Source organism: Belliella baltica DSM 15883 (assembly GCF_000265405.1).
Classification (GTDB): domain Bacteria; phylum Bacteroidota; class Bacteroidia; order Cytophagales; family Cyclobacteriaceae; genus Belliella; species Belliella baltica.
The window spans coordinates 1,726,203-1,750,514 of sequence record NC_018010.1; the positions used below are offsets into that span (position 1 = coordinate 1,726,203).

Below are 24,312 nucleotides of genomic sequence, written 5' to 3' on the forward strand. Positions count from 1 at the left end.
TTCCAAATTTTAATACGATTTTTTTCGTATTAAAATTAAAGTACAAGAAGATAGTTGTTTACGATGCTTCCAATATTCTAAAAACTGATCTTGGAACGAAGCTTGTTTAATAATAGTTGTATATACATTAAATCAAAAACCAATTATTAAAATGAATAAGCAACCACTTTTAGAAAAATTAGAAAAAGGTAATCTTCAATTATCGAATAGAGTTGTCATGGCGCCCATGACTAGAAGTAGAGCGACAAATGAAGAAAAAGCACCATTTGACATTCATGTAGAATACTACCGTCAGCGGGCTTCTGCAGGTTTGATCATTACCGAAGGAGCTCAAATTTCCGAAAAGGCTGTCGGGTATATCAACACTCCGGGTATCCACACAAACGCGCAAGTAGAAGGCTGGAAAAAGGTTACTGAAGCTGTGCACGAAGAAGGAGGGAAGATTTTCATCCAACTTTGGCATGTAGGCAGAATGTCGCATCCGGATTTTCATGGAGGCGAATTGCCGCATGCTCCATCTGCAATCAATCCAAATTCAAAATCCTTTACACCTGAAGGATTTAAAGATACAGAGACTCCTAAAGAGATGACACTTGCAGAAATTAAGCAGACTATCTTGGATTATCAGTTAGCAGCAAAAAATGCAGTGGAAGCAGGTTTCGATGGGGTAGAAATTCATTCTTCAAATGGCTATCTTTTACATCAGTTTTTCAATAAAACTTCAAATATCCGTACAGATGAATATGGGGGAAGCATTGAAAACAGAGCAAAAATTTTATTTGAAGTAATAGATGCGATCAAAGAAGTAATGCCTGAGGAGAAAATCGGATTAAGATTGAATCCATCTCTCAACGGCATATTCGGAATGACGATGGACGAGGAGACGATTCCAACTTTCGATTATATCATAGAAAAATTGAATGCATACAATTTAGCATACCTTCATTTGTCAGAACCTTTTAACGATGTTTCAGACATTCCATATGCAGTAACGAAAATTGCAGAGCGCTATAGACCTGTTTTTAAAGGAACTTTAATCATCAATGCGAATTTTGACCAAGAAAAAGGGAATCAATATATTTTAGAAGGCTTGGCCGATGCAGTAGCTTTTGGTAAGCCTTTCATCTCCAATCCAGATTTAGTGGAGAGATTTGAGCAAAATGCTCCTTTAGCAGATTGGGATACAGATACTTTCTACACTCCTGGAGAAAAGGGCTATACTGATTATCCTAAATTATCTGTCTCAAAATCGATTTAAACAGTTAAGAAGGCCGAAATATTTCGGCCTTTTTTATATTTTGCAGGTATGTGTTTAATAGCTTTTAATTGGAATAATCACCCTGAGTACAAGTTGATACTCGTGGGAAATAGAGATGAGTTTTTTGAGAGACCTAGTGCCAGTTTAGGCAAATGGGAGCAAGGTTTTTTTGCTGGAAAAGATCTCAAGGCTGGAGGAACGTGGATGGGAATGCATCCCAATGGTAGATTTGCCGCTTTGACTAATTACAGAGATCTAAAGAATCCAAAAATAAACCCTAAAACTAGAGGTGATTTGGTTAAAGATTTTCTGGAAAGTCAAATTCCTCCATTAGAATATCTGAAAGAAATTGAAGCTGAAAAGCACAATTATGAAGGCTTTAATCTTCTAGTAGCTGATCAAGAACATTTATGTTATTTGTCCAATTATAAAGATGGCATCGAAGAACTTCAGCCAGGACTTTATGGGTTGAGTAATGCTCTTTTGGACACACCTTGGACAAAGCTAAATATGGCTAAAAATCGCTTGTCAAAAAACATTGAGGAAGGTCAATTGGATTACAATTCAATGTTTCAAGTCGTTCATTCAAAGAAAATGGATCCCGACGAGTTGCTTCCTGATACAGGTGCCACATATCACCAAGAGAAGCATTTATCCGCACAATTCATCAGAATTGATGACTACTATGGAACAGTAAATTCTACTGTTTTGCTTTGGAAACATTCAGGTCATGTGATGATGTTGGAGCGTACTTTTGATCAATTGAAAGAAGAAATCTCAGATTCTAAAGTAGAATTTGAAGTACTCAATCCTTTATAAAACAGGTTTTTATAAGAGTAGTTAATATAGTATGATGACAAATCAAAAAGAGATTTTAGATGTGCTGGTAGTTGGAGCTGGCCCGATTGGATTGGCATGCGGGATTGAGTGTGAAAAAGCAGATTTGAAATACATAATTGTTGAAAAAGGTGTATTGACAAATTCGCTTTACAATTATCCGTTGAACATGACATTCTTCTCCACTTCTGATAAATTGGAAATGGGTGGAATTCCTTTTATGTCTGTTTCTCATAAACCAACTAGGACTGAGGCCTTGGAATATTACCGTAGGGTAGCTCAAACATGGAAGCTCAAAATCAGGCTTTATGAAGAGGTAAAGACTTTGAACAAAAAGCAAGATGTTTTTGAAATCGTCACTACCAAAGAAACCTACTTGACAAGAAATATCATTATGTCCACTGGCTTTTATGATCTTCCCAATTTGATGAATGTTCCGGGTGAGGATTTGCCGAAAGTTTCCCATTATTATAAAGAGCCTTGGCCGTATATTGGTCAAAAAATCATTGTGGTTGGTGGTGCAAATTCAGCTGTAGATGTTGCACTCGAAACATGGAGAAAAGGCGCTGACGTCACCATGGTTTTGAAGAATAACGGGATTGATGAAAATGTCAAATATTGGGTGAAACCTGATGTAGAAAACAGAATAAAAGAAGGATCTATCAAGGCTTTCTCAAATTCAATGATCAAGGAAATTAGAGAAACTGAAGTTGTAATCATTACACCTGATGGTGAAATAGTCGTCGAAAATGATTTTGTCTTGGCGATGACAGGTTATGTTCCTAATTTTTCGTTGTTGAATCAACTGGGAGTAGAATTGAGTTTGGATGATAAACGACAGCCTTGCTACGATCAAACCAATCAAGAATCAAATATCCCTGGAGTTTATTTGGCTGGAGTAGTTTGTGGAGGGTTAAATACCAGGGAGTTTTTTATTGAAAACTCCATCGTCCATGCAGAGAATATAGTAGGACATATTTTGGGGAAAAGATGATAAGCAAAAACATGATATTTTGCTATCTTTATTAAAAAAACTGGCACTATGGATATTCAGACTATAAAATTAGATCTAATACTCTGGCTTTCTCAATTGCAAGATGCTTCAGTTTTGCAGAAGTTACAGTCGGTAAAAGAAGAGCATGGATTTACTTTATCGGAAGCTCAGAAGAATCTTTTAGATGAAAGGCTCGAATCTTACAAAAATAATCCTGACGATTTATTAGATTGGGAAGACCTTTTAAAAGAATTAGAAGATAGGTTATGATCTTCAAAGTAAAATTTTTACCTGCTTCAAAAGGAGATATTGATGAAATTTTTTCTTGGTATGAAAAACAAAACAAAATAGCAGCGAAGAAATTTTTAATCGGCTTAAGATCAAAATTAAAATACATACAAAAGCACCCTTTGCATTGTCAAGTTGTATACAAAGGAATTAGAAGTATTTTAATTGATAAATTTCCATATCAAATACATTTTTTGGTTGAGGAGGACACTAGTTTAATAATTGTTTTTTCTATTACTCACACAAGTAGAGATCCTGAGGTTTGGAAGAAAAGGTTGAAATAACTCTCTTTAACGAAATTATAATTAGCGTTTTTACCCCCTCTTTTTAGTCAAACTATGAACCATAAAAATCACTAATCCCGCTCCCGTCCAGATCAAGGTATCAATGATTTCTTCTGCTTGTGTTCCTGAAAGAAGCCAAACGGTAAGCAAAATCCCTGCAATTGCCATTTGATTGCCATATCGGATTTTGAAGAATTTCTTACTAGAAGGTTGGTTTTTGCGAAGTTTGATTAAGGATGCACAAACCAAGGCATAAAGCAAAAGTCTAGAAATAACCGATACGGCAAGAGAATTCATAAATCCCCAAAATATGGCGACAAAGGCAACAAGTCCAGAAAAAAACAATAGCGAGATGTAGGGAGTAGCAAATTTGGGATGGATTTTCCCGAAAATTTTTGGAAGTTGATCTTCCTCACTCAAGGCATAGGGCAATCTTGATCCACTTAATATTTGGACATTGAGCGTGCCTAAAATAGAAATTACCGCACCAATAGTGATAAATACGCCTCCCCACCAGCCCATAAATCTTGTTGCAGCATCAGCAAGTGGCTTGTCAGAACTTGCCAATTCTGGTAATGTGCCAATGGATACGACTTGTATCAAAATATAAATTCCTGCAATTACTGCCGAAGCGGTAATCAACCCGAATGGAAGATTTTTTTTAGGATTTACGATTTCGCCACTGTTGACTAGGCCGGCTTCAAAACCCCCAAAGGCAAAAATCAATAGGAGAGAAGCTGCTGAGAAGTCATTTAAAGTTGGAGTAGGGCCATCCTTAAAGTTTTCAAAATCAATAAAAAACAGCCCGATTAGGATAAAAACCAATAAAGGAAAGAGTTTTGCTATTGTCAATATATTACTGACTTTAGCCGTATTCTTGATCCCAATCCAATTGAAATAGGTGATCAATACAGTGATTAATAGAATCATTCCTACTCTCACTTCAGGTTGATTAAATGCCTCTGAGAAAAAGGAGAGATACAAGACCAAGAGGTTGATCAAGGTCGCGTAGCTAAAAAGACGGGTCAACATTAAAAGCCAGCCAATTACAAAAGCAGGAATGCTTCCGAAAGCTTTGTAAACGTAAAGATAAGGGCCACCAGTCTGTTCAAACCTAGAACTCACTTCTGCAAAGACCAAGATCAATACCATCATCACGAAAGCACAAACCAAAAAAGCTAGAATAGAATAAGTGCCTGACAAAGCAAAAACTTTTGCTGGTAACGCAAAAATTCCTGCTCCAATCACTGAGTTGATAATCAAAAATACGAGATCCCATCTCTGAATTCCTCTTTTGAGGGATAGTGGATTTTTCAAAATTCTAGATTTTTTTGAAATTGATTGGTTCTGATTCAAAATCAATTCTCAATCAGGCTAAAAAATATACAATTTCCAAATCTGAATACACCAATGGTTCTTACAAGAAATCTACATCTACACTGAAGGGATATTTCATCAAATATTGAAGCGCATCTTCAATTTGTAAATCCTCAAATAGTACTTTGTACAGATTCTCTGTAATTGGCGCTCGCATGCCTGTTCCTTCTACAAATGTTTTCATTAGCCTGATTGTATTGATTCCTTCTGCTACTTCCTGCATGGTGTTTTGGATGATCTCTAGACTTTCTCCCTGTGCAAGCCTGAATCCCACTGTGTAGTTTCTGGATAATGTGGAGTTACATGTTGTCACCAAATCTCCAATTCCTGCCAAGCCTACAAATGACTTTAAACTTCCACCTAATGCATTTCCCAGATAAATCAATTCCACCATTCCTCGAGAAATCAACAAGCCCTTCGCATTTTCACCAAGACCCAAACCCGCCAATGCGCCTGCAGCTATAGCGATGATATTTTTCAATACCCCACTTAGCTCCACGCCGATGATGTCAGAGTTGCCATAAACTTGGAATTTGTCAGAACGCAATAGGTTTTGACCATGATGAATGACTTCATTGAATTTGCTTGCTACAACAGTTGCAGCTGGTTGACCTTTTGCAAGCTCTTTTGCTAAGTTGGGACCCGCAAGGCAGCCAACTCTTACTACGACAGTTTCTTTCAGAATGACTTCACTCATTGTAAGAATATGTTCTCGCTTGATGACTTCCATTTCTGCGAGTGTTTTACCCTTCGGTAAATTCAGACAAAGACCTTTTGTGCCATGAATGATAATATGATATGGGTACAAATAAGGGGAAAATGCCTTCACTACTTCCTGAAAAGCACTGGAAGGAACCATAAAAAACAAGATTTCACAAGATTTGCAAAGCATTTCTGGATCTTGTGTAGCAAGGATATTTTCACTCACCGGAGATCCGTCTACGCTATGCTCTTGGTTGATCTCGTCAACAAGTTCGGCTCTTCTCGCATAAGCTACAACAGGGTTTTTCTCGGCAAGCATGTTTGCAATGGCAGTTCCGAAACTACCCATCCCTACTACGCCGATTGATTTTTTTTTAGAAGAGTTTTTCGAGGTCATATCCATCAAGTCGGTTGTGGTAAAAATACAGAAGACTCATATCCTCTGTAATGATATTTTCTTGGCTGTCTTTTACTAAAGGGCGTTTTGCATGATACATGCCGACATTATCCAAGCCATGTGCTATGATTTCATCGATTCCTTTTCTCAAATGAGGGGCAACATGGATTTTATTGTTGGCTTTTAATTCAAAAATCTGATCCAAAACACGCTGGCACTCACTTTTAAATTCACCGTAAGGAATAATGATATCCTCTTCAGGAAGTCTGAGTAGATTAAATAAATCTAATTTTTTATTGGCTCTCTTGATCATCTGAAAAGCAGTAAACGCCACCAAATGTGAGCTAAAGACTCTATTAATTAAGTGAAATTCCTGTACAATTCTATTCCCAAGCCTGTTTGTATATTCCTCTTCTCTTTGGGTATCTACATTGACTTTTCCGTCTGCAATGAAGTAATCTCTTGTTTTGATGATTCTTCCATTTTTATCCAAACTTTTCCCGTCTTTATCCACATAATGGCCGAGCACGTCCATGGCTTTTCCTACTGACACAGAAATATCAGATCCTTTAGTGAAAAATTTGAGGAGAAACTTCGAAATTTTGTAGGAAGTAGAAAACTCATCTGATTCAGCATAATACCTTTCCTGGCCTGTCATACTTAAATATTCTTTGATGAGGCTTGGGGCTTCTAGGACAAAATGGTAATTGATCGTAACTGGGACAATGAAAACTTTTCCACTGATATCATTGATTCCTTTTTGGTAGTTTGCTCTTTGTGCCTCTACAGCGGTACTGAGCAACCCAAGTTTGAGTTTAGACTCGATTTTACCACTTCGAGATCGTGTGCCTCCTGGGAAAAATAAACTGTGAACTCCAAATTGTATTGCCTCGGAAGAATAGGTTTTCAATGTCTCCAGATAGGGGAGGTTTTTTTTTCGGCGATCTACTTTATAAGCTCCTAGTGAATTCATAAAGTATGCGAAAATGTCAATATTAAAGAGATTCAGTCCCGCTCCATAAATGAAAGGCGGGAGCCCCAATACTGAAATAATCCACCCGATCAGGATACTGTCTAAGTTAGAAAAATGTGTAGGTACCATAATAATGGTTCCCTTTGATGCCAAGTCCCGAAGTTGTTCTGTTTCTCCTATTATTTGAATCTTATCCTGTAAAGAATACTGATTGCTAAAAAGCCTTTTAATCCCTTTTACTCTTGCAGCATTGAGTAGCCTTGCAAAACCTGTGGTAATGATGGTTCTGGTGAATTTATAATGAGTATGTTTGAAATTACTGGCGATTTCTTCCGCATAGCGCTTTGTAATGTCGTCTAATATGGCAACATATCTTTTTTTCTTTTCAGATTTATTGGTCGAAGTATCAGCACTGAGTTGAAGAAGTGAGGATTTGACTGTATTCCAAAACTCATATTCATCATCTGGATCTACAGCCCACGGATTCTGCTTGATTCTTAGCTTTTCTCTATAAAGTGTCGTTTCAAGTTCTTCTTTGAGTACAGCTACATTTCCTCCAGTGAGTTCTAAAATTCTTTTCTTACTAGCTTCAGCTACATTTTTTACGAACTCCTTCCTGCTTTTGCTGAGTCGGACTACAGGCCATTCATCCTTTTGAGGAAGTATAGGTTCGTATCTACGTTTAATATAGTCGTCTGTCAAGGCTTTCAGGTTTTAAGGATGTGCAAAGATAGCAAAAATTAGATTTGCCTTAGGTGACAATTTAGTCAAAGTAAACTTGTTTTTAGCAAACGTTTTCCCTTTTGAGGAGTTTCATATAGGAATTATTAAACCAACGGCTTTGTCTAACATGGAATCCGTCGTATTATTGCAGCACCAAAGCGCTATGAAGCCTGACCTCAAACAAATACAGCAACCTATTGCCACCGAGATGGCGGAGTTCGAGAAGAAGTTTAGAGACTTTATGAAAAGTAAAGTCAAGCTACTCGATCATATCACCAATTATATTGTAAAGAGGAAAGGAAAGCAAATGCGTCCTATGTTTGTTTTTTTGACAGCAGGTGTAAGTGGTCAGATTTCAGAGTCTTCATACAGGGGTGCAGCACTGATAGAATTGCTTCATACAGCGACATTGGTGCATGATGATGTAGTAGATGATGCCAATTATCGTCGTGGATTTTTTTCTGTCAACGCACTGTGGAAAAATAAAATCGCTGTTTTAGTTGGTGACTATCTCTTATCCCGAGGATTATTGCTAAGCGTTGATAACGGAGATTTTGACTTGCTGCGAATTGTTTCACACGCAGTTAGAGAAATGTCAGAAGGAGAATTGTTGCAGATTGCAAAAGCAAGAAAACTCGATATTACCGAAGAAGTTTATTACACCATCATTCGTCAGAAAACAGCAAGTTTGATCGCCTCCTGTTGTGCTGTTGGTGCTGCTACTTCGGGTGCAGATGCCGTGATGGTTGAGAAAATGCGAGATTTCGGAGAGAAAGTTGGAATGGCTTTTCAGATCAAAGATGACCTTTTTGATTATGGTGAAGACGAGATTGGGAAACCTGTAGGAATTGACATCAAAGAAAAGAAAATGACTCTTCCGCTAATCTTTGCGCTCAATAATGCTAGTTGGTTGGACAAAAAAAGAATCATTTATATGATTCGTAATAGGAATGAAGACAAAAAGGCAGTGAATGAAGTGATCGATTTTGTAAAAAAATCAGGGGGATTGGAATATGCCAATAAAGTCATGAATACCTATTTCGAAGAGGCGCTGACTCTACTCAATGAATTCCCCGATTCAGAATACAAAACTTCCCTTGAAGGATTGGTGAGGTACACGATAGAGCGGAAGAAGTAGGGAGATTTTTTCTAAGCGTAGATTGCATCTCCGCTTCCATATCCATGGAATTTGAAATTCCACTTTCAAATAAAATGACTCACGAAGTCAAGATATTTAGGGTGTAGTTGCAAACTACACCTAGATGGTTAGTAGTTGGTTTTAAGGTTTTCTCAAAAAATGGGTGTGTGCCCCTAAGCGTAGATTGCATCTACGCTTACCTATCCTTGGAATTTGAAATTCCGCATTCAAATAACACCCACGCTGCTGTTAATCAAATTGAAAAACCTCAAAGACTTTCAATTTTTCTCAAACTAAAAAAATCAAGTACGAACAAATGAAATATCACTTTAAATAGTTTAAATATGTAAATAACTGTCATTTTGTTGTTTTTATAAACTTAAATTATTCAAAATATTTTAAACTAAAAATTTGCTTCTTTCTTTCTTTCTTTCTTTCTTTCTTTCTTGTTACCAGCTTTATTAGTAGTCAAACTTTTAGAGTCAATGAAAATCATATTTTAACCAAAACAAAAATTGTTATGATGAAAAAATGTTTAAATTTTATCGCGGCTTTTTCCTTACTGATTGCATTCAGTGGAATTAATTTAACATTCGCAGAATGTCCTAGCGGGGCCATAATGAATGGGAAGTGCTCGTTGTCGAAAATGTGCTTTGCTGCTATTGGTTATACTGACTGTGATCCAACAACTCCACAAAATGGTCAGCCCGGTACTGGAGGAGGTTCTGAACTTCCGCCACCTCCTACCTTAGAGCCGTAAGAGGATAATATTTTTTATAAGTCAATGATAGTTCAAAAAAACTTAGTTTAATGAAATCTGACTTGTAAAACTTTCTAAATATAAAGAGGCTGATCTAATTTTGACGACAGCCTCTTTTTTAAATTCTTTATTCTATCTACATGTTTAAATTTACTAAACTAATTATTCTAATGCTTTCATGTTTGATTTTGGTTTATTGTAATCAAAAATCTATTGATAGTAGTGATTTCCAAGACAGGTTTGCCCTAACTGAAGAAGACGGACTAGTCATCCCATTAGATAGTGTCAGCCCACCCAAAGCTCCTTTTATTCAATTATTAGAAGAAGATAATATCCTAACTTTTTTCAATGCCTACAACACCTCAATTTATTGGTACGATTTAAGTCAAAATGAATACCTGGAAAGAACGGTTCTTACATCTGAGGGAGAGAATCAAGTACTAAGACCAGTGGGATACCATATCTTGAATAGAGATTCAATATTTGTCTTCGATATGCTCAAGAATGACTTGGTTTTGTTAAATGATAAAGGAAAAAAGTTAAGTGTAACTTCGCTGATAAACAATGCACCAATGAATGATAATAATTGGATATTATCTTATCCGCAGTTTTTCCCTAAAACCGTTACCCCATTCATTAAGGTCGATAACAAATTGGTTTTTTCGGGTAGTTTCATGTGGGCTATTCCTGATAATATCTTGAATTCTTTCAAATTCACGGCTTCTTTGAGTTTAGACAACAATGAAATAGTTTATAACCACTCTTATCCAAAAACTATATATGGTAGCAAGTTCAATTGGGATGATCCTTACTATACCACCGTACATTATGATTGGAACCCAATTGAAAAATTAATGGTCTATAGTTTTCCGATATCCAATAGCCTATTCACTGCTTCCCTTGAAAGTGAAGATTTGAATGAAATCAAGGCGCTTGAAAGTGGTTCAAAAACGGTAAAGCCCATCTCAAATAAGAGACCTACTAGAGAAATGATGCTCAATCACTTGATCGAATCAGATATCTATGCAGGGATCAAATTTGATAAATATAAAAATGTATATTATCGGGTTTTGATGAATGGATTGTCAGATACTGGAGGTTTTAAAGATTTATCTGGAAAGTCGATCAGCATCATCATTTATGATCACAAGTTCAATTTATTGGGAAAAACGAATATTGGGACATTAAAAAACTGGAATGTTGATAATATGATGGTGTCTCAAGATGGACTTCTTATAGAGTACATTGATTTTCAATCAAGCAATGAAGATTATATGATTTTTAAACTATTTAAGCTAATAGAGAATGAAAATTAGGTTATTAAGTTCAGTATTCATTATCTGTGCCTCAATTTGTTTTTTATTTTCTTGTGAAAGTAAAGACGAAGGCAAAGTGTATTACGAACAACAATTAACAAAGCTGGATGGAATTTCGTCCTATAAATATGTGATAATACTCCCGGGACTAGGTTGTCAAGGGTGTATCTCAGGTGTAGAAGAATACATTAAAAATAACATTGAGAGAAATGATATTTTTTTTATACTCACAGCTATTGAATCATTGAAAATGTTACAAAATAAAATAGGTGTTGATTTAAGAAATAGAGATAATGTATTGATTGATTTAGATAATGAGTTTTTATTAACTTCAAATAAAAGTATTTACCCCATTGTATTGAGGTTGGAAGGGTCACATATCAAAGCATTGGATTATATATCACCAGAAACAGACAAAACATTAGTAGATATAGTAACTTGGGATGATTAAATACCGCTTTATTTTATATTTAATTTTTTTAAGCTTGAGCAATTTTGTTCAAAGCCAAACTTTGTACGAGAAAGTATTGGTTGCAGAATTTGAAGAAAAAGCAAGGAAAAATGCCAGACCTATTGAGTATTTGCAGACAGACAAAGATATCTACGAGACTGGAGAGCAGCTTTGGTTCAAATTTTTGCAACTTGATGGACAATTTTTAAGTCCATACCAAGGAGATAGCATCTTGTATCTAAGATTAGTGAATCAAATAAGTAGGGAAGTTTTTTGGGAAGAGAAGTATGGCATTTACTCAGGATTCACAGATGGTATGGTTCTCTTAAATGAAAACCTAAATCCCGGTATTTACAATTTGGAAGCCTATTCGCCTTCATCCGTCTATCATGAAATGAAAGACTACCATGCTTTTAAGGAGATAGAGATCAGACAGTTTATCAATCCAGAGATCATCATCAGACACAATTTATCTGATCAAGATGATTATTCTGACACTTTAAACCTGATCGTATCTGATAAGCAGGGTAATAGATTGTCAGATGCTAAAATTCAAATTACTTGGCTCAACTCAAAAAGGAAATCAATACATGAAACCACCTTTCAGTCAAATCTTGAAGGAAGATTAGAAATTCCTCTCAATAGAACAGGAAGTCAATGGATTGACCTGGATGTTACTTTAGGAAATAAGCATGTTTTCCAAAGAATAGAGCTGAAAGACATCACAAATCCCAAAGAGATAACCTTTCACCCAGAAAGTGGAAAATTAATTCATAATCAAGAAAGCTTTGTAATGCTGTCAGCTGCTGGGGATAATAATGAAAATCAAACAAGGCAGGGAGTATTGTTGAAAGATGGAGAAATACTTCAATTCATCAATATGGGAAGTGATGGATTGGGTAAATTTAAAGTAAAGCCAGAGAAAGGGTCATCTTACAGAATTTTATGGAATGATACACCCTCAGATACAATGACCGTATTTGATCAGATCGAGGATCGCGGAGTCACCATTAACCTAAATACTTTGGCTGACACCCTCCTGATGACAATACAAACCTCTTGGCCTGGTCAAAAACACTTTTTGAGGCTACAAGTGAGGGGTATCGTGCATGTTTTCCATGAATTGATACTTGAAGACAATTCCCAAATTAAGATTCCATTGACAAATATTCCCTCAGGAATAGCAGAGATCGCGATATTCAATGATCAAGCTGAACCACTTGGGGAAAGATTAACATGGATAGAGAATAATGGAAAACTGATTGTTGAAGCCAAGCTCAATCAACAGGAGTACGGAAGCAGAGAAAAAGTTAAAGTCACCTTTACAGTGAAAGATTCAAAAGGCACCCCGCTTGAAGGTGTACAATTAGGAGGAACTGTATCGGACAAGCTTTACCAGAATTCTAGATACAATAGAAGCTTATATACCTTTGCCCATATAATTACGCAAATGGGGACGAATCCAAATCTTGAATCAATACTAAGTTTATCAGAGGAAAATGATTTTAGAAAAATCAATAATATTCTAGAATCGAGCAATATTGAAAAATACATTTGGTTGGAACAAAAATTTGAAAACTATAGAACAGTAGAATACCCTCTAGGAAATAAGCTTACTGGCCAGATAAAATATAGGAATTCTAGCAAAGAGAATGATTCCAAATATGGGCTTTTATTTAGGGGAGATAATGAAGGTAATACAGCATTTATTCCATTGGATCAAGAGGGGAATTTTGAAATCTACCCTGAAGAGTTAGACTTTGGTAAAGATGAATACCTCTACATAAAAGCCCTACCAAAAGGGTCAAATGAAATAATTCTTAAAATAAAAGACCCCTTTGAAGAATTATCATCGATTCTAAAAACAGCGAGATTTAACTTCCCAAGTATAGATTATGGTGGTTCAAATCAAAAACTGGATCTTCCTACTTTTGATAGGAATATGATCCTTCTAAGTGAATTTGTAGTAAGAGGAAAGCGAATGGAGCAGGACAGAGAAAAATTCATTGGTGAATTAGCTGAAAGAGCAAAATTTGATTTTAATGATGATTTTGTTTGTCAATATGGTGACCTATTAAATTGTCCTATTTGTAGTTATACTGACAAAAAACCGATAGAAGGAAAAGAATATCTTGTAATTACAGGTGATGTCCTAAAAATCGCTGGAGGAAGTCATTACATTATCAAAAAAGATCCTAGTTATACACATAGTCACAAAATTTACGAATACCCAAAATACACCGATGAAGAATTGATGAAGTTGTATAATATGACAAGGACCAAGGGTTTTTTTGTGGGGTCAGGGTTTCAATTCAAAGAATATCCTGATCATGAATCAAAAAATGATCCTGAGGCTGATTATAGAAATACGTTGGGATGGTATCCTTATCTTTTTACAGATTCCAATGGAAAAGCGGAGATTGAGCTTTATACTTCAGACAATCGATCCATATTTGCAGGCAATTTTGAAGTCCTTAGTGCAGATGGAAAAATGGGTAAAGTGAACTTTGAGTTTGTTGTGAAATAAGCATTATTAGCCTATTTTTTTATTGCTTATGTATCTCTTTTACATGTAATAGGATAAACGGGAAGCTTGTTTTTCATGAAGACACCAATGAAAAACCTGACAAGAAGAAGAAGGTTGGTATTGATTTTATAGACGCTGTTGTGATGAAGAAGGGGAATTGAATTTTTAACAACATTTATTTGGGGTATCTATCTGTATAGTAACATGATGGCAGGCAATGGTAAATAATCCCTAAAGTCCCATCGGGAAGGACGATATAAATGCCTAAATACTCCGATACTAACCTTCTATTCAATTGAAAAATCACAAAAACTTTTAACTTTTCCTAAACTAAAGACATCTAGTGTAAACAAATACAATTGTGATTTAAACGGATAAAATGTGTAAATAACTGTTGTTTTGTTATTTTTATAAACTTAAATTATTCAAATTATTATAAACTAAAAATTTGCTTCTTTCTTTCTTTCTTTCTTGTTACCAGCTTTATTAGTAGTCAAACTTTTAGAGTCAATAAAATCATATTTTAACCAAAACAAAAATTGTTATGATGAAAAAATTAAAAAGCTCTTTAATGCTCGCATTTCTTGTAGGATCAGCATTTATGTTTAGCAATCCATTTTTGACAGCTCAATCTGTTGATCCTCTTCCTGGTAACCATATTTGTTGTCCAACGGGTAATGGATGTGTTGATAGGCAAGGATATGAGTTTAAGTATGATGAAAGTAGGGTAGCTTCTACTTGTACTGTAGCTGAGCCTGAAATTCATTAAGAACCAATAAAGGAGACAACTCTTGTCTCCTTTATTATATTTAACTTACTATGAAAAATATTTCTTTGATAATTTTATTGTTTTGTCTTCTCAGTTGTGTTGAAAAAGACCAAAAATCCATTTTTGATCAAAAACATCCAGAATTTGAATTGAAAGGTGTTAAGCTTGAGTATAAAGAGATTATAGACCCGTGGAAGATAGACCAAAAGAACTCTTACATAATTATACAAGAAAAAGATATCATTCCAGAGGATCAACCACTGATACATATTATAGATAAGAAAACAAATGAAATTGTTAATTCGAAAGGAGTCATAGGATTTGGTCCTCTAGAGATTACAGATGCCCATATATTTGACCCAGGGAATTCCGAAGATACTTTTTGGGTCAATTCGGTGACGGGTAAAAAACTATCTGAATTTTCACTCTTAGACACCTCTAGATTGGCTGTCAATGAATTCAGGCAAACAGAACCGATGATTTTGGCTTACAAAGTTTACCTGACAAGAGATAACACTTTTCTATGCTTGATGGCAGATAGTCCCTACAAATTAGTTGAATTTGATAGTCAGGGAAATTTCTTGAAAGGTCATGGAAAGTGGGAGCCTATAGCTAAATATAAAGAACTTGACGATTATTTATTGGGAACTTATAATAAGGGAGAATTAAAGACTAATTCAAAAAAAGATTACTTTGTTAAAGTTAGCTTATACAGGGATAGAATTGAAATTTTTGATTATAACTCAAAGTCTTTCAATATTATTGACGGTCCTAGAATGGAATTGCCTGAGGTAAATATTTCTGGAACTGGATCAAATGCCTCAATGGGTTTTAGGTTTGATCAAATATACGGTTATCGGGACGTTTCTATCACAGAGAATTTTTTATTCTTGCTATACAGTGGTTATAGCCAACTTGAGATAAGTCAAACAGGAATAGAAGCACTCACCGTTTACATGATGACTACTTCAGGTAAATTAGTCGCAAAATTTACACTAGATATAGGAATCAGAAGTTTAGCTGTTGACGAAAGATTAGGGAAAATATATGGCGTGACCAGAGACGAAAATCCAGGTATTGCAGTATTTGACTTCCCAAAGCATTTATTGAATAATCCCTAATACAAAATTCAAGGCTAATATTTTTATCTTATTGTGAGATAGGTTCAAGGGGAATGTTTAAGCGTTTATTTCCACTTCAATTTTTGATAGAATTAGTTGGGAATATTGGGTATAATGATTTGTATATCTCTGCGCTGCTTTGCGGTTCGCTGCGGTTTGATATTATTTTCACCGCAGAGAAACACAAAGTGCCGCAAAGAAAACATCACCTATCCAAACCTCTCTTAGTCCCATCGGGACGGCCTACATATTAACGGTAGGTTTCAACCTACCGTCCCAGATGACTAGGAAGACCCAAAAGCCCCATCGGGACGGGCGATATGAATGCCGTAGAGAACCCATTGTAACCCCCAATCAAATTGAAAAACCTCAAAGACTTTCAATTTTTCTCAAACTAAAAAAATCGTAACTACTCAGGTTGTAAATTAGCTATATGATTTAGATTTTCTAAGATATTTCCCGAACGTTTGATCAGGGTATCCACGACGGATCTTATAACACAGAAGTTTTCAGCTCCATTGTTGGATTTGAACTGTCCTGATATTTTTTGTTTCACCTTGATGTTGCGTATGGCTCTTTCAGAGGCATTGTTATCCGGTGGTACTTTTTGGTGATAGAGAAAAGTAAAAAGTGACTTTCTGTATTTCAGGAGTCTTTTTTGTAGGGATACTGCTTCTTTATGTTTTGACTCTACAGGTTGGGCGAGTAGGTTATCCATCTTCTCTTCAATGGAAGCAATACTCCTGCTATTCTCTGGATCTGGTAGTTTTTTGAGTTTTCTCTTCAGTGAGATAGCTTCCCTGAACAGGGCCCTAAGGCTGTCAGCCCATTTAGATTTATAGCGTTCAACAATGTAGTTGAGCTCCCTAAGCAGATGTGCACAACAGAGCTGGTGCAGGTTTTCCGAATAGTTGAAGTATGCCCTCCATGCATCGTGGCACAATACTGCCTTTCCGAACCCATCGGGAAAATGTGTATTCATCGCCTTAAGTCCACGTGATTCAGATATAGCTAACAGGGTGAGTTCCTCGGTCTGATAAGTCCAGACCCACTGTTTGTTTCCATCCACTTTAGCCCCAGTCTCGTCAGCTCCTATCACAGGACTTTTAGAGACTGCCGTCTTTATCTTTGCATATATTGGTGCAGACTTGCGGGCAAACCTACCGATAATGTTATCGATACTCCCCTCGCTGAGATTAATACCGAAGCAGTCCCTGAGAAGTTCTTTCATCCTTCTATAGGGAACATACTGTCTGGCATGCAGATAACCGACAATGGTTTCAACACCGCTCCCGTACTGTATGGGAGCATTGATATTGTCAGGGAATGACCCACTGATCTTTTCTCCACAGGAACAGTTTTTGGAAAAGATTCTATGCTCGGTACATACCACTTTAATCACAGGAAGATCCAGGACCTGTCTTTTGGAGGACAGTTCTGCTGGAACCGCCGACAGATCACCACCACAGCAGGTACAGAATAAAGGGATGTGGTTTTCTATTATGTCCGGGGAGGATGTCATTTCAAGGGTATGGCCTTTGTGTCCAGGCTGACCGCCGGTTTTGCGCCCTGTATCCTGACGGAGACTCTGATTTTTTTTGGGGCGGTTCTCGTCTTTTGAAGGGGGAACCGAGCTGTTGCGGCTGTTTTTGGGATTACGGTAACGGGCAAGCTCATTTTCCAAATCGGATACCCTAGATTTTAAAGACTTGACCTGCTCCATAAGCTGGAGGTTCATCTTGATCAGTTCCTGAATAAGCGTATCCCTGTGGTCCAATATACTATAGAAATGTTTCCTGAATATCAGCACATAATCCCATGAATACCAATAATCCACGCTGTTTTTCCCCACAAAAAAATGTGGATAAACCAACTTTAAAGCTGATTTTCGTACATTCACATACAAATACGCATCAATACACCACAGAGGGCAACAAGACTCCAAATACTTGAATATTGGTCAGTAAATAATGTACCTGAGTAGTTACTGTTGTTTTTATAAACTTAAATTTTTTAAAATATTTTAAACTAAAAATTTGCTTCTTTCTTTCTTTCTTTCTTTCTTGTTACCAGCTTTATTAGTGGTCAAACTTTTAGAGTCATTAAAATCATATTTTAACATAATTCAAAAAAAGATGAGAAAATTATTACCAATCGCAATTTTTATTGCTGGAATGTTTTTTGGCTGTTCTGCATTTGAAGAAGAATTGTTCAAAGAAAATGATCTTAATAATCATTCAATTGAACAAAAAAATAGACTAAAATTCAATTCTTATGATTCATTTACAAATGCAATTTCTGAAATTGGGCAAAACTCTAATGCTAATTCAAAAAGTATTATTGAAAAGTATGCTGAAAAACCCGAATATTTTAATTCATTAAAAAGTTTAATTGATTCAGAAAGTTTTGAACGTATCAAATTCAGAACGAATTCAGAAAATAATAAAAATCTTAATCCTGAACTTTACTCTGAGATGGTTCCTGATTTAGTATTTGCTGAGTTATTAAATGAAAATTTAGAAATTGAAGTTGAAAATGTTATTTTTAAAATAACCCCATTTGGGACTTTTTTTTCTCGTACAGAGAATTACGGGAATCTTATTAAAATTGTTGATGACTTTAAAATTTCAAAGCTTGAAGATCTCCGAAATACAAAAAATACCAATGCAAGAATGTATTTTCAAGAACCTTCACTTTATGAAGATGCTTATCTTTTAGAAGATGATGTTTATCTTTTTGATACGTATTATGATTATGATTTTGATGACGAAATTATATTTAATGTGCCTAATGTGTCAATAAGTAGTGAGTTTTATCAATTAAACAACTTTTGTGGGGTTTGTGCACCAGTTGTAAGTTGGGCCCTTCCAGATTCAGAATATAACAAGTTTCAAGAATATAGTTTTGGGAGAAAAACTGATGTTGGGAAATTAATGGAAGGGATTGTTGGAAATAACAAAGGATTTACTTTGAATTTTTCAGATAACTATAGGTTAAAAGCTAAATTATATGCTTTTAATTATTGGCTATATCAAAGTGTTGGTGTAAAAGGGAAAATGCAAAAAAGAGGCTGGACAGGGTTTTGGGCGAAACATAAAGATTCTCGAGCGGATAAACTTGTAGTTGGTTGGGATGTTATGTTATTTAATATTAATCATCCAATATCGCTAGATCTTAGATATACTCAGTTACCCTCAAAAAAAATAGCTAAGGAGATTCTTAAATTTTCTAATTTTGATATGGCAGTAGCGTCTTTATCGGATGCTAGGTTAGTCTTAGGCAATGTTCAGCTGATAGATTATAATGATTTAGAAAAAGCTTTGAATGGTACGGTTAAATTGTCCCTAGCAAAACTTACAGAAAAGGTTTGGAAAGAGGCTGAAAAGTCTTTTGCAACTGCTTCTTATGAAATAACTCAAGAAAGAATAAAAACCTACAGAAAAATCTTTCCTAACAAGACAAAAATGATGTTAAGTAGATTTGAAGCAGTATTGAATAACTCTAATGAAATAAATCTGAACATTGATAGACAGTTTAGAGTAAGTTATAACAACCAATCAGGAGATGGCTTCTATGAAAATTTAATTATTCCTACTCTAGGACAAAAAAAGATGTACGATATTGAAGGAGCATCAGTTTATGCAGCAGCTCAATTTAGAAATCAAATAAAAGGTATTAGAATAACCAAGGAAATAAATGATTAGATCTATTGTTTTTATTTGTTTTTTATTTTGTTTCATTGGTAACACCTTTGGACAAACAGAAAATGTTGTTAGAATAAACTTCTTAAATCCAAGTCTTACAATAGAAAGGGTTCTAAGTCCAAAAACAACTTTTGAGGCTGGTGTTGGTTTTGGGTATAATGGTTCGTATCCTGATTTGGCATTTGCCTCAGAAAGTGGGATTCAATATATATTTGCAGGGTTTGTGGATCTTCAGAGCAGATATTATTATAACCTGGAAAAACGACAAAATAAGGGCAAAAAAATAGGGTCAAATTCCGGAAATTTCTTTGCCTTGAGAATGCTTTATACAGGCCCAGATGTTGCAAGTAATTTTATTCGATTTGATAATAATTCATTTGCTGTAGGACCTACTTGGGGGATTCAAAGAGCTTATGGGAAGTTTAATTTAGCTTATAGTATGGGTCCAATATATTATTTTAACACTAGTGGAAGTCACAATTGGTTTCCTCTGATATTGGAAATAAATTTTGGGTATAATCTTGGACGATAAATTCTTAAATAGGGAGGCAAAAAACCTCCCTATTTTATTTGAAAATCTATGAAGAATATTACTAGAGTATTAATCGTTTTAACAATTTTTATTTGCTCCTGTCAAGCTACCAAAACTTCAGTGATTCAGTATTGTAAAATTTGTTTGGATGTAGAAGACGGGATTATAGTGGATGATTTGAATAGTCCTTTGCTTTCTGAAAGGAGGAATAATGATCTTAGAGTTCTTATCATCGCTATGCTTCAATCTGAAGGTATGATCAATGTTTATGATAAATACGAGCTGGATTATGAATTTTTAACCAATAACATCATAGGAATCGAAAGTACAGAAGATAGAGAGCAACTCAATAGAAAACTGAATATCAAATATATTCTTAAGCCCACTGTTTTGAATTTGAGAGAGGCAGAAGGATATGATGTGATTTATCCAAGTGAGTCAATTTACCCTATTCCTAGATCGCCTCAACTAAACAGATCACTGCTAGAATTTGAGTTGATAGAGACGGCTACCGAAGAAGTGGTTTATAAAGTAGCTTTTAATAACAGTGACAAGGAATATAGCAAAAACAACGAGGATGATATTGAATTTTTCAACTTTGGGTCATCTTTTAGGACATTGTGGAGCGGTGCTAAAAAAGGAAGTAAATTTACAGTTGCTGATTGTACTTGCCCAAAAGGAAAGTACTTAAAGCGAAGAAAATTTTGGGAGAAAATTGGGTTTTGATATAAACAATCAGAATAGATTGGTTTTCTCTTTAGCGTCTTAAAGGGTCCACTTTAGTTTTCCTTTTAGCTATAGAGAAACACAAAGTGCTGCGCCCTCTGCGGTTTGACCATTATTTTGACTGTGTCGCCTAGGCGTAGATTGCATCTACGCTTTCATATCTATGGAATTTGTAATTCCACTTTCAAATAAAATGACTCACGAAGTCAAGATATTTAGGGTGTAGTTTCAAACTACACCTAGTCGGTTTGTTGTGTGTTTTATCACCCCTCCCCCAAAAGTCCATTCACCAAACTTTCATGTTCTTCAATCCATCTATCATATAGTCCTCCAGTGCCTGGCCCGTTGAAGCCGGTGTGGATATGACGGACTTTGCCTTGGTGATCGATATAGATAAGAGTAGGGAAGGCTACTACGCTGTTGAGGGCAGGGAGTGCTTCGGATGCTTTTTCTTTGTTGCTTACTCCTGCGATCAGGAAAGTATGATTTGCTCCCAGGCGCTCAGCAGCATTTATTACCCGCTTACTTGCATAGTCAAAGTCAGGCTTGCTCTCGAATGCCAAGCCGATGATTTCTATTCCTCGGTCTTTGTTTTGTTCATACCAAGGAGCTAGGTATTTGGTTTCATCCATGCAGTTTGGGCACCAAGTACCAAATAGCTGTACCAAGATTACTTTGTCTTTGAATTGCTCGTCTTGGATACTCACCATTTTCCCATCGGTATCTGGAAAAGTAAAGTCCAAGGTTTCATAACCTTCTTTCAAATAGGTTAAGCTTCCAGCATCAGGGAGCTCAAACTCCTCGTCTCGTACTGCAATAAATGTCTCTTTATACCTTGGACCACTTCTAAATCTACCTTGGAGAGAGCCATCATCTAGCACATCTCCTTGGAAAAAGAAGGCATGACTTCCATCAAAAGCACTCAGGTAAAATGTACTCCCGCTGACATTGCCTTCCAGATATCTATAATCTCCCAAAGCTGTCAAAAATGTCCCTGTCAACTGATCTCCTTTTTGCTCCAAAATGGCAATAGCATCATAAGTTTTTCCATTATCATCCTGAAAAACAGTCTTCCATCTACCCGAAAAATCAAGATTTGGTTTCGCTGAAGTTGTAAAACGCTGAGTTGCACCCTTGGTAGCGTAAAAAGACATTTTGTAATCCGAAGCATAGTTTCTCATATAGCTACCTTCCAAGTCTCCACTTTCAGTAATCTTCGCTTTGATGTCTGAATCAAAAATCCCCAAAGGAATCCAAACTGAATCCGCACTCACGTGAATCCCCTCTATTTCCAATCTTTCTTCTGCGTTGATCAAGACAGCACTCCACTTTTCCCCACTTTGGATCAACTCCAGTCCGAAGGGCAACACATCAGGAGACATCTCCAATTCTGCATGCCAGACTCCTTCCAAAGAAACATTTGAATTATCTTCTCTTTCACAGCTTATTAACCCAAAAACCAAGATAATAAGAGACCAATATATTTTTTTCATAAAAGGGAGGTGATTTTCTAAGCAGCAAATTTATATCATAATTCTTATTAACCTACAAATATTATAGGGTTTATTTTTTGAGCTGTCCACATACGACGGTCAGCAGTTGTGCGCCGTGGCGTAGTCAACTGTGGACGGAATTAGCCTGATTAGCTTTTTTTTGTGGTTAATTGGATGAAAGTGATTAAACCAATGCTGTCTATCCCCTTTCTTACATGTAGCGATTCCAAATAATAAACTCATTATATTTTAATCATCTGTTGTCCATCGACCGTCGACCGTTGACTCCTGGGATTTCCCCCCACTCTTTACCCTTATTTACTTTCTACATCAGTGAGAATAAATTTCATTAGGTCATATTCACTAGAAAAACCTAATTTTATGACTGTTTTCCTATATTTTTTGTGAGATGCCCTCCTGCCTCAAAGCCTTGATGATCAAGCAAAAAAACCTTTAATTTTTTCGATAAATATTGTGATAATTAAAACTTTTAGATACTTTTAAGAAAAAGTGGTGAAAAGTGGGAAGAAGTGGTGGGATGTGTAAAAGCATTTATTACTTTTGTGTTTGAAGTAAACTCAAGATAAGTCCATGGGAATGTTTAACAGTCGGTACGAATGCAAGGTTGACGCCAAAGGTCGTCTGGCATTGCCCGCCAAGATCAAGGCGGCAATTCCGGAGTCCAATGGGAGTGAACTGTATCTCCGATATGGGGACGATGGCTGTCTTGCGCTTTACACGGAAGTGGAATTCAAAAAACTTTACAATCAAATCAACTCACTTTCTGATCGTGATCCTGTTTTGAGAAAAATCAAAAGGAGTTTTTTTGATGGGTTAGTAACTGTGGAGTTGGACAATGCGGGAAGATTTTTGATTCCCAAAAATTTTATGGCCTTCGCTAGCATCGAAAAAGATGCCTACGTGATCGGGCTAGGCTCCTATGTAGAAATATGGAGTCCTGAAAAATATGAAAATAATGTAGTGTCGGATCAAGCAGAGCTTTCCGAGTTGATGGATAAATATCTCTCTTAAGTTATGGCTGATCAAGTGTACCATATCCCTGTGATGCTTTTTGAATGCATTGAAGGATTGGCTATCAATCCCAATGGGATCTATGTAGATCTCACATTTGGGGGTGGAGGTCATTCTCGGGAAATACTGAAGCAACTGGACAAAGGTCATCTCTATGGTTTTGATCAAGATGTGGATGCGGAAGCAAATATTCCTGATAGTAAGAATTTCACTTTCGTATCTGCGAATTTCAGGGATTTGAAAAAATACCTGCGCTTATACGGTGTGACGCAAGTAGATGGGATTTTGGCGGATTTAGGAATTTCTTCCCACCAAATAGACGAGCCGAGTCGAGGTTTTTCGACAAGGTTTGAAGGCGATTTGGACATGCGGATGAGTAATTCCATGGAACTGTCTGCCAAAGACGTCCTCAACACTTACGAAGAAGGAAAACTTCATAAGATCTTTGGGATTTATGGAGAGATCAAAAACGCCAAAACACTAGCACAAGCGGTCGTCTCTCACAGAGCTGCAGAACCATTTGTGACGATAGAAGGATTCAAGGCGGTATTACAGAAATTCGCCCCGAGAGGAAGGGAATTCAAATATTTCGCGCAGGTTTTTCAAGCACTACGCATAGAAGTCAACGATGAACTGGGAGCACTTGAGGAGATGCTTTTGCAAACCATCGAAGTGTTGAAGCCGGAAGGCAGATTGGTGGTCATGAGTTATCATTCGCTTGAAGACCGTTTGGTGAAGAATTTCATTACCAAAGGGAAATTTCAGGGAGAAGTAGAAAAGGATTTCTACGGAAATCTGATCAGACCACTAGAACCGATCACGAGGAAGGCGGTCACAGCTTCTGCTGAAGAGTTGGTTTTGAACAACAGATCGAGAAGTGCCAAATTGAGGATTGCCAAAAAAGTATAGA

General features: G+C 36.3%; 21 protein-coding genes. 16 read left to right on the plus strand and 5 right to left on the minus strand.

The features are described 5' to 3' along the window. Positions 1-151: 151 nt before the first annotated feature. The 5 genes from BELBA_RS07965 to BELBA_RS07985 are packed head-to-tail and all read left to right on the plus strand — an operon-like array spanning position 152 to position 3,661. Positions 152-1,258, plus strand: coding sequence for an alkene reductase (locus BELBA_RS07965; protein ID WP_014772215.1), 1,107 nt, complete (start codon positions 152-154; stop codon positions 1,256-1,258). Between the two features lie 48 nt (positions 1,259-1,306). Next, entirely contained in the window at positions 1,307-2,077 is a 771-nt protein-coding gene (locus tag BELBA_RS07970) for an NRDE family protein (protein ID WP_014772216.1), read from the plus strand. 34 nt (positions 2,078-2,111) lie between these two features. Continuing rightward, positions 2,112-3,089: a YpdA family putative bacillithiol disulfide reductase gene (locus BELBA_RS07975; RefSeq protein ID WP_041779578.1), complete on the plus strand. Its 978-nt coding sequence runs from the start codon at positions 2,112-2,114 to the stop codon at positions 3,087-3,089. Positions 3,090-3,137: 48 nt separating this feature from the next. After that, positions 3,138-3,359, plus strand: a complete 222-nt coding sequence (locus BELBA_RS07980; protein ID WP_014772218.1) for an addiction module protein — start codon at positions 3,138-3,140, stop codon at positions 3,357-3,359. After that, a complete protein-coding gene (locus BELBA_RS07985) occupies positions 3,356-3,661 on the plus strand; it encodes a type II toxin-antitoxin system RelE/ParE family toxin (protein ID WP_014772219.1) in 306 nt (101 codons plus the stop codon). Before BELBA_RS07980 ends, BELBA_RS07985 begins: the two co-directional genes overlap by 4 nt. A 30-nt stretch (positions 3,662-3,691) precedes the next feature. Here BELBA_RS07985 and BELBA_RS07990 read toward each other — a convergent pair whose 3' ends face one another. The 3 genes from BELBA_RS07990 to BELBA_RS08000 all read right to left on the minus strand — a co-directional run bounded on the left by BELBA_RS07990 (position 3,692) and on the right by BELBA_RS08000 (position 7,812). Continuing rightward, a complete protein-coding gene (locus tag BELBA_RS07990; RefSeq protein WP_014772220.1) occupies positions 3,692-4,978 on the minus strand; it encodes an APC family permease in 1,287 nt (428 codons plus the stop codon). 100 nt (positions 4,979-5,078) lie between these two features. Continuing rightward, positions 5,079-6,137 (minus strand): NAD(P)H-dependent glycerol-3-phosphate dehydrogenase, encoded by a 1,059-nt coding sequence (locus BELBA_RS07995; protein ID WP_041779579.1) that lies wholly within the window; start codon positions 6,135-6,137, stop codon positions 5,079-5,081. Next, the gene (locus BELBA_RS08000) at positions 6,115-7,812 is read right to left on the minus strand and encodes a 1-acyl-sn-glycerol-3-phosphate acyltransferase (RefSeq protein WP_014772222.1); all 1,698 of its coding nucleotides are present in this window, start codon (positions 7,810-7,812) and stop codon (positions 6,115-6,117) included. The genes BELBA_RS07995 and BELBA_RS08000 overlap by 23 nt, the downstream gene beginning before the upstream one ends. Before the next feature lie 184 nt (positions 7,813-7,996). Between BELBA_RS08000 and BELBA_RS08005 the strand changes: the two genes are divergently transcribed. The 6 genes from BELBA_RS08005 (at position 7,997) to BELBA_RS08035 (ending at position 15,915) form a co-directional block, all read left to right on the plus strand. Next, positions 7,997-8,971, plus strand: a complete 975-nt coding sequence (locus tag BELBA_RS08005) for a polyprenyl synthetase family protein (RefSeq protein ID WP_041779580.1) — start codon at positions 7,997-7,999, stop codon at positions 8,969-8,971. Between the two features lie 900 nt (positions 8,972-9,871). After that, positions 9,872-11,047, plus strand: a complete 1,176-nt coding sequence (locus BELBA_RS08015) for a DUF4221 family protein (protein ID WP_083833695.1) — start codon at positions 9,872-9,874, stop codon at positions 11,045-11,047. Beyond that, complete coding sequence (locus BELBA_RS08020) at positions 11,037-11,498, plus strand: hypothetical protein (RefSeq protein WP_014772227.1); 462 nt, start codon at positions 11,037-11,039, stop codon at positions 11,496-11,498. The genes BELBA_RS08015 and BELBA_RS08020 overlap by 11 nt, the downstream gene beginning before the upstream one ends. Positions 11,499-11,532: 34 nt before the next feature. After that, positions 11,533-14,025 (plus strand): hypothetical protein, encoded by a 2,493-nt coding sequence (locus BELBA_RS08025; RefSeq protein WP_157466071.1) that lies wholly within the window; start codon positions 11,533-11,535, stop codon positions 14,023-14,025. Positions 14,026-14,569: 544 nt separating this feature from the next. Beyond that, on the plus strand, positions 14,570-14,794 hold the full coding sequence (locus tag BELBA_RS08030; protein WP_157466072.1) for a hypothetical protein: 225 nt from the start codon (positions 14,570-14,572) through the stop codon (positions 14,792-14,794). Between the two features lie 50 nt (positions 14,795-14,844). Beyond that, entirely contained in the window at positions 14,845-15,915 is a 1,071-nt protein-coding gene (locus BELBA_RS08035; protein WP_014772230.1) for a BF3164 family lipoprotein, read from the plus strand. Between the two features lie 409 nt (positions 15,916-16,324). On the opposite strand, the gene tnpC is transcribed toward BELBA_RS08035, so the two are convergent. Next, positions 16,325-17,767 carry an IS66 family transposase gene (tnpC, locus tag BELBA_RS08040; RefSeq protein ID WP_245531063.1) on the minus strand — a complete coding sequence of 481 codons (1,443 nt, stop codon included), beginning with the start codon at positions 17,765-17,767 and terminating at the stop codon, positions 16,325-16,327. Between the two features lie 283 nt (positions 17,768-18,050). Here tnpC and BELBA_RS08045 point away from each other — a divergent pair, with 283 nt between their 5' ends. From BELBA_RS08045 to BELBA_RS08055, 3 genes are read left to right on the plus strand one after another with little or no spacing between them, the layout of a single operon-like run. Further along, on the plus strand, positions 18,051-19,619 hold the full coding sequence (locus tag BELBA_RS08045) for a hypothetical protein (RefSeq protein WP_014772231.1): 1,569 nt from the start codon (positions 18,051-18,053) through the stop codon (positions 19,617-19,619). Beyond that, positions 19,612-20,151: a hypothetical protein gene (locus BELBA_RS08050; protein WP_014772232.1), complete on the plus strand. Its 540-nt coding sequence runs from the start codon at positions 19,612-19,614 to the stop codon at positions 20,149-20,151. Before BELBA_RS08045 ends, BELBA_RS08050 begins: the two co-directional genes overlap by 8 nt. A 48-nt stretch (positions 20,152-20,199) precedes the next feature. Next, complete coding sequence (locus BELBA_RS08055; RefSeq protein WP_014772233.1) at positions 20,200-20,877, plus strand: hypothetical protein; 678 nt, start codon at positions 20,200-20,202, stop codon at positions 20,875-20,877. Positions 20,878-21,140: 263 nt separating this feature from the next. Here the strand turns inward: BELBA_RS08055 and BELBA_RS08060 are convergent, their stop codons facing one another. Next, on the minus strand, positions 21,141-22,370 hold the full coding sequence (locus tag BELBA_RS08060) for a peroxiredoxin family protein (protein WP_014772234.1): 1,230 nt from the start codon (positions 22,368-22,370) through the stop codon (positions 21,141-21,143). A gap of 591 nt (positions 22,371-22,961) precedes the next feature. On the opposite strand from BELBA_RS08060, the gene BELBA_RS08065 reads away from it, so the two are divergent. Both BELBA_RS08065 and rsmH read left to right on the plus strand, forming a co-directional pair. Next, positions 22,962-23,402 carry a division/cell wall cluster transcriptional repressor MraZ gene (locus tag BELBA_RS08065; RefSeq protein WP_041779287.1) on the plus strand — a complete coding sequence of 147 codons (441 nt, stop codon included), beginning with the start codon at positions 22,962-22,964 and terminating at the stop codon, positions 23,400-23,402. Between the two features lie 3 nt (positions 23,403-23,405). After that, positions 23,406-24,311: a 16S rRNA (cytosine(1402)-N(4))-methyltransferase RsmH gene (rsmH, locus tag BELBA_RS08070; RefSeq protein ID WP_014772236.1), complete on the plus strand. Its 906-nt coding sequence runs from the start codon at positions 23,406-23,408 to the stop codon at positions 24,309-24,311. Position 24,312 lies beyond the last annotated feature (1 nt).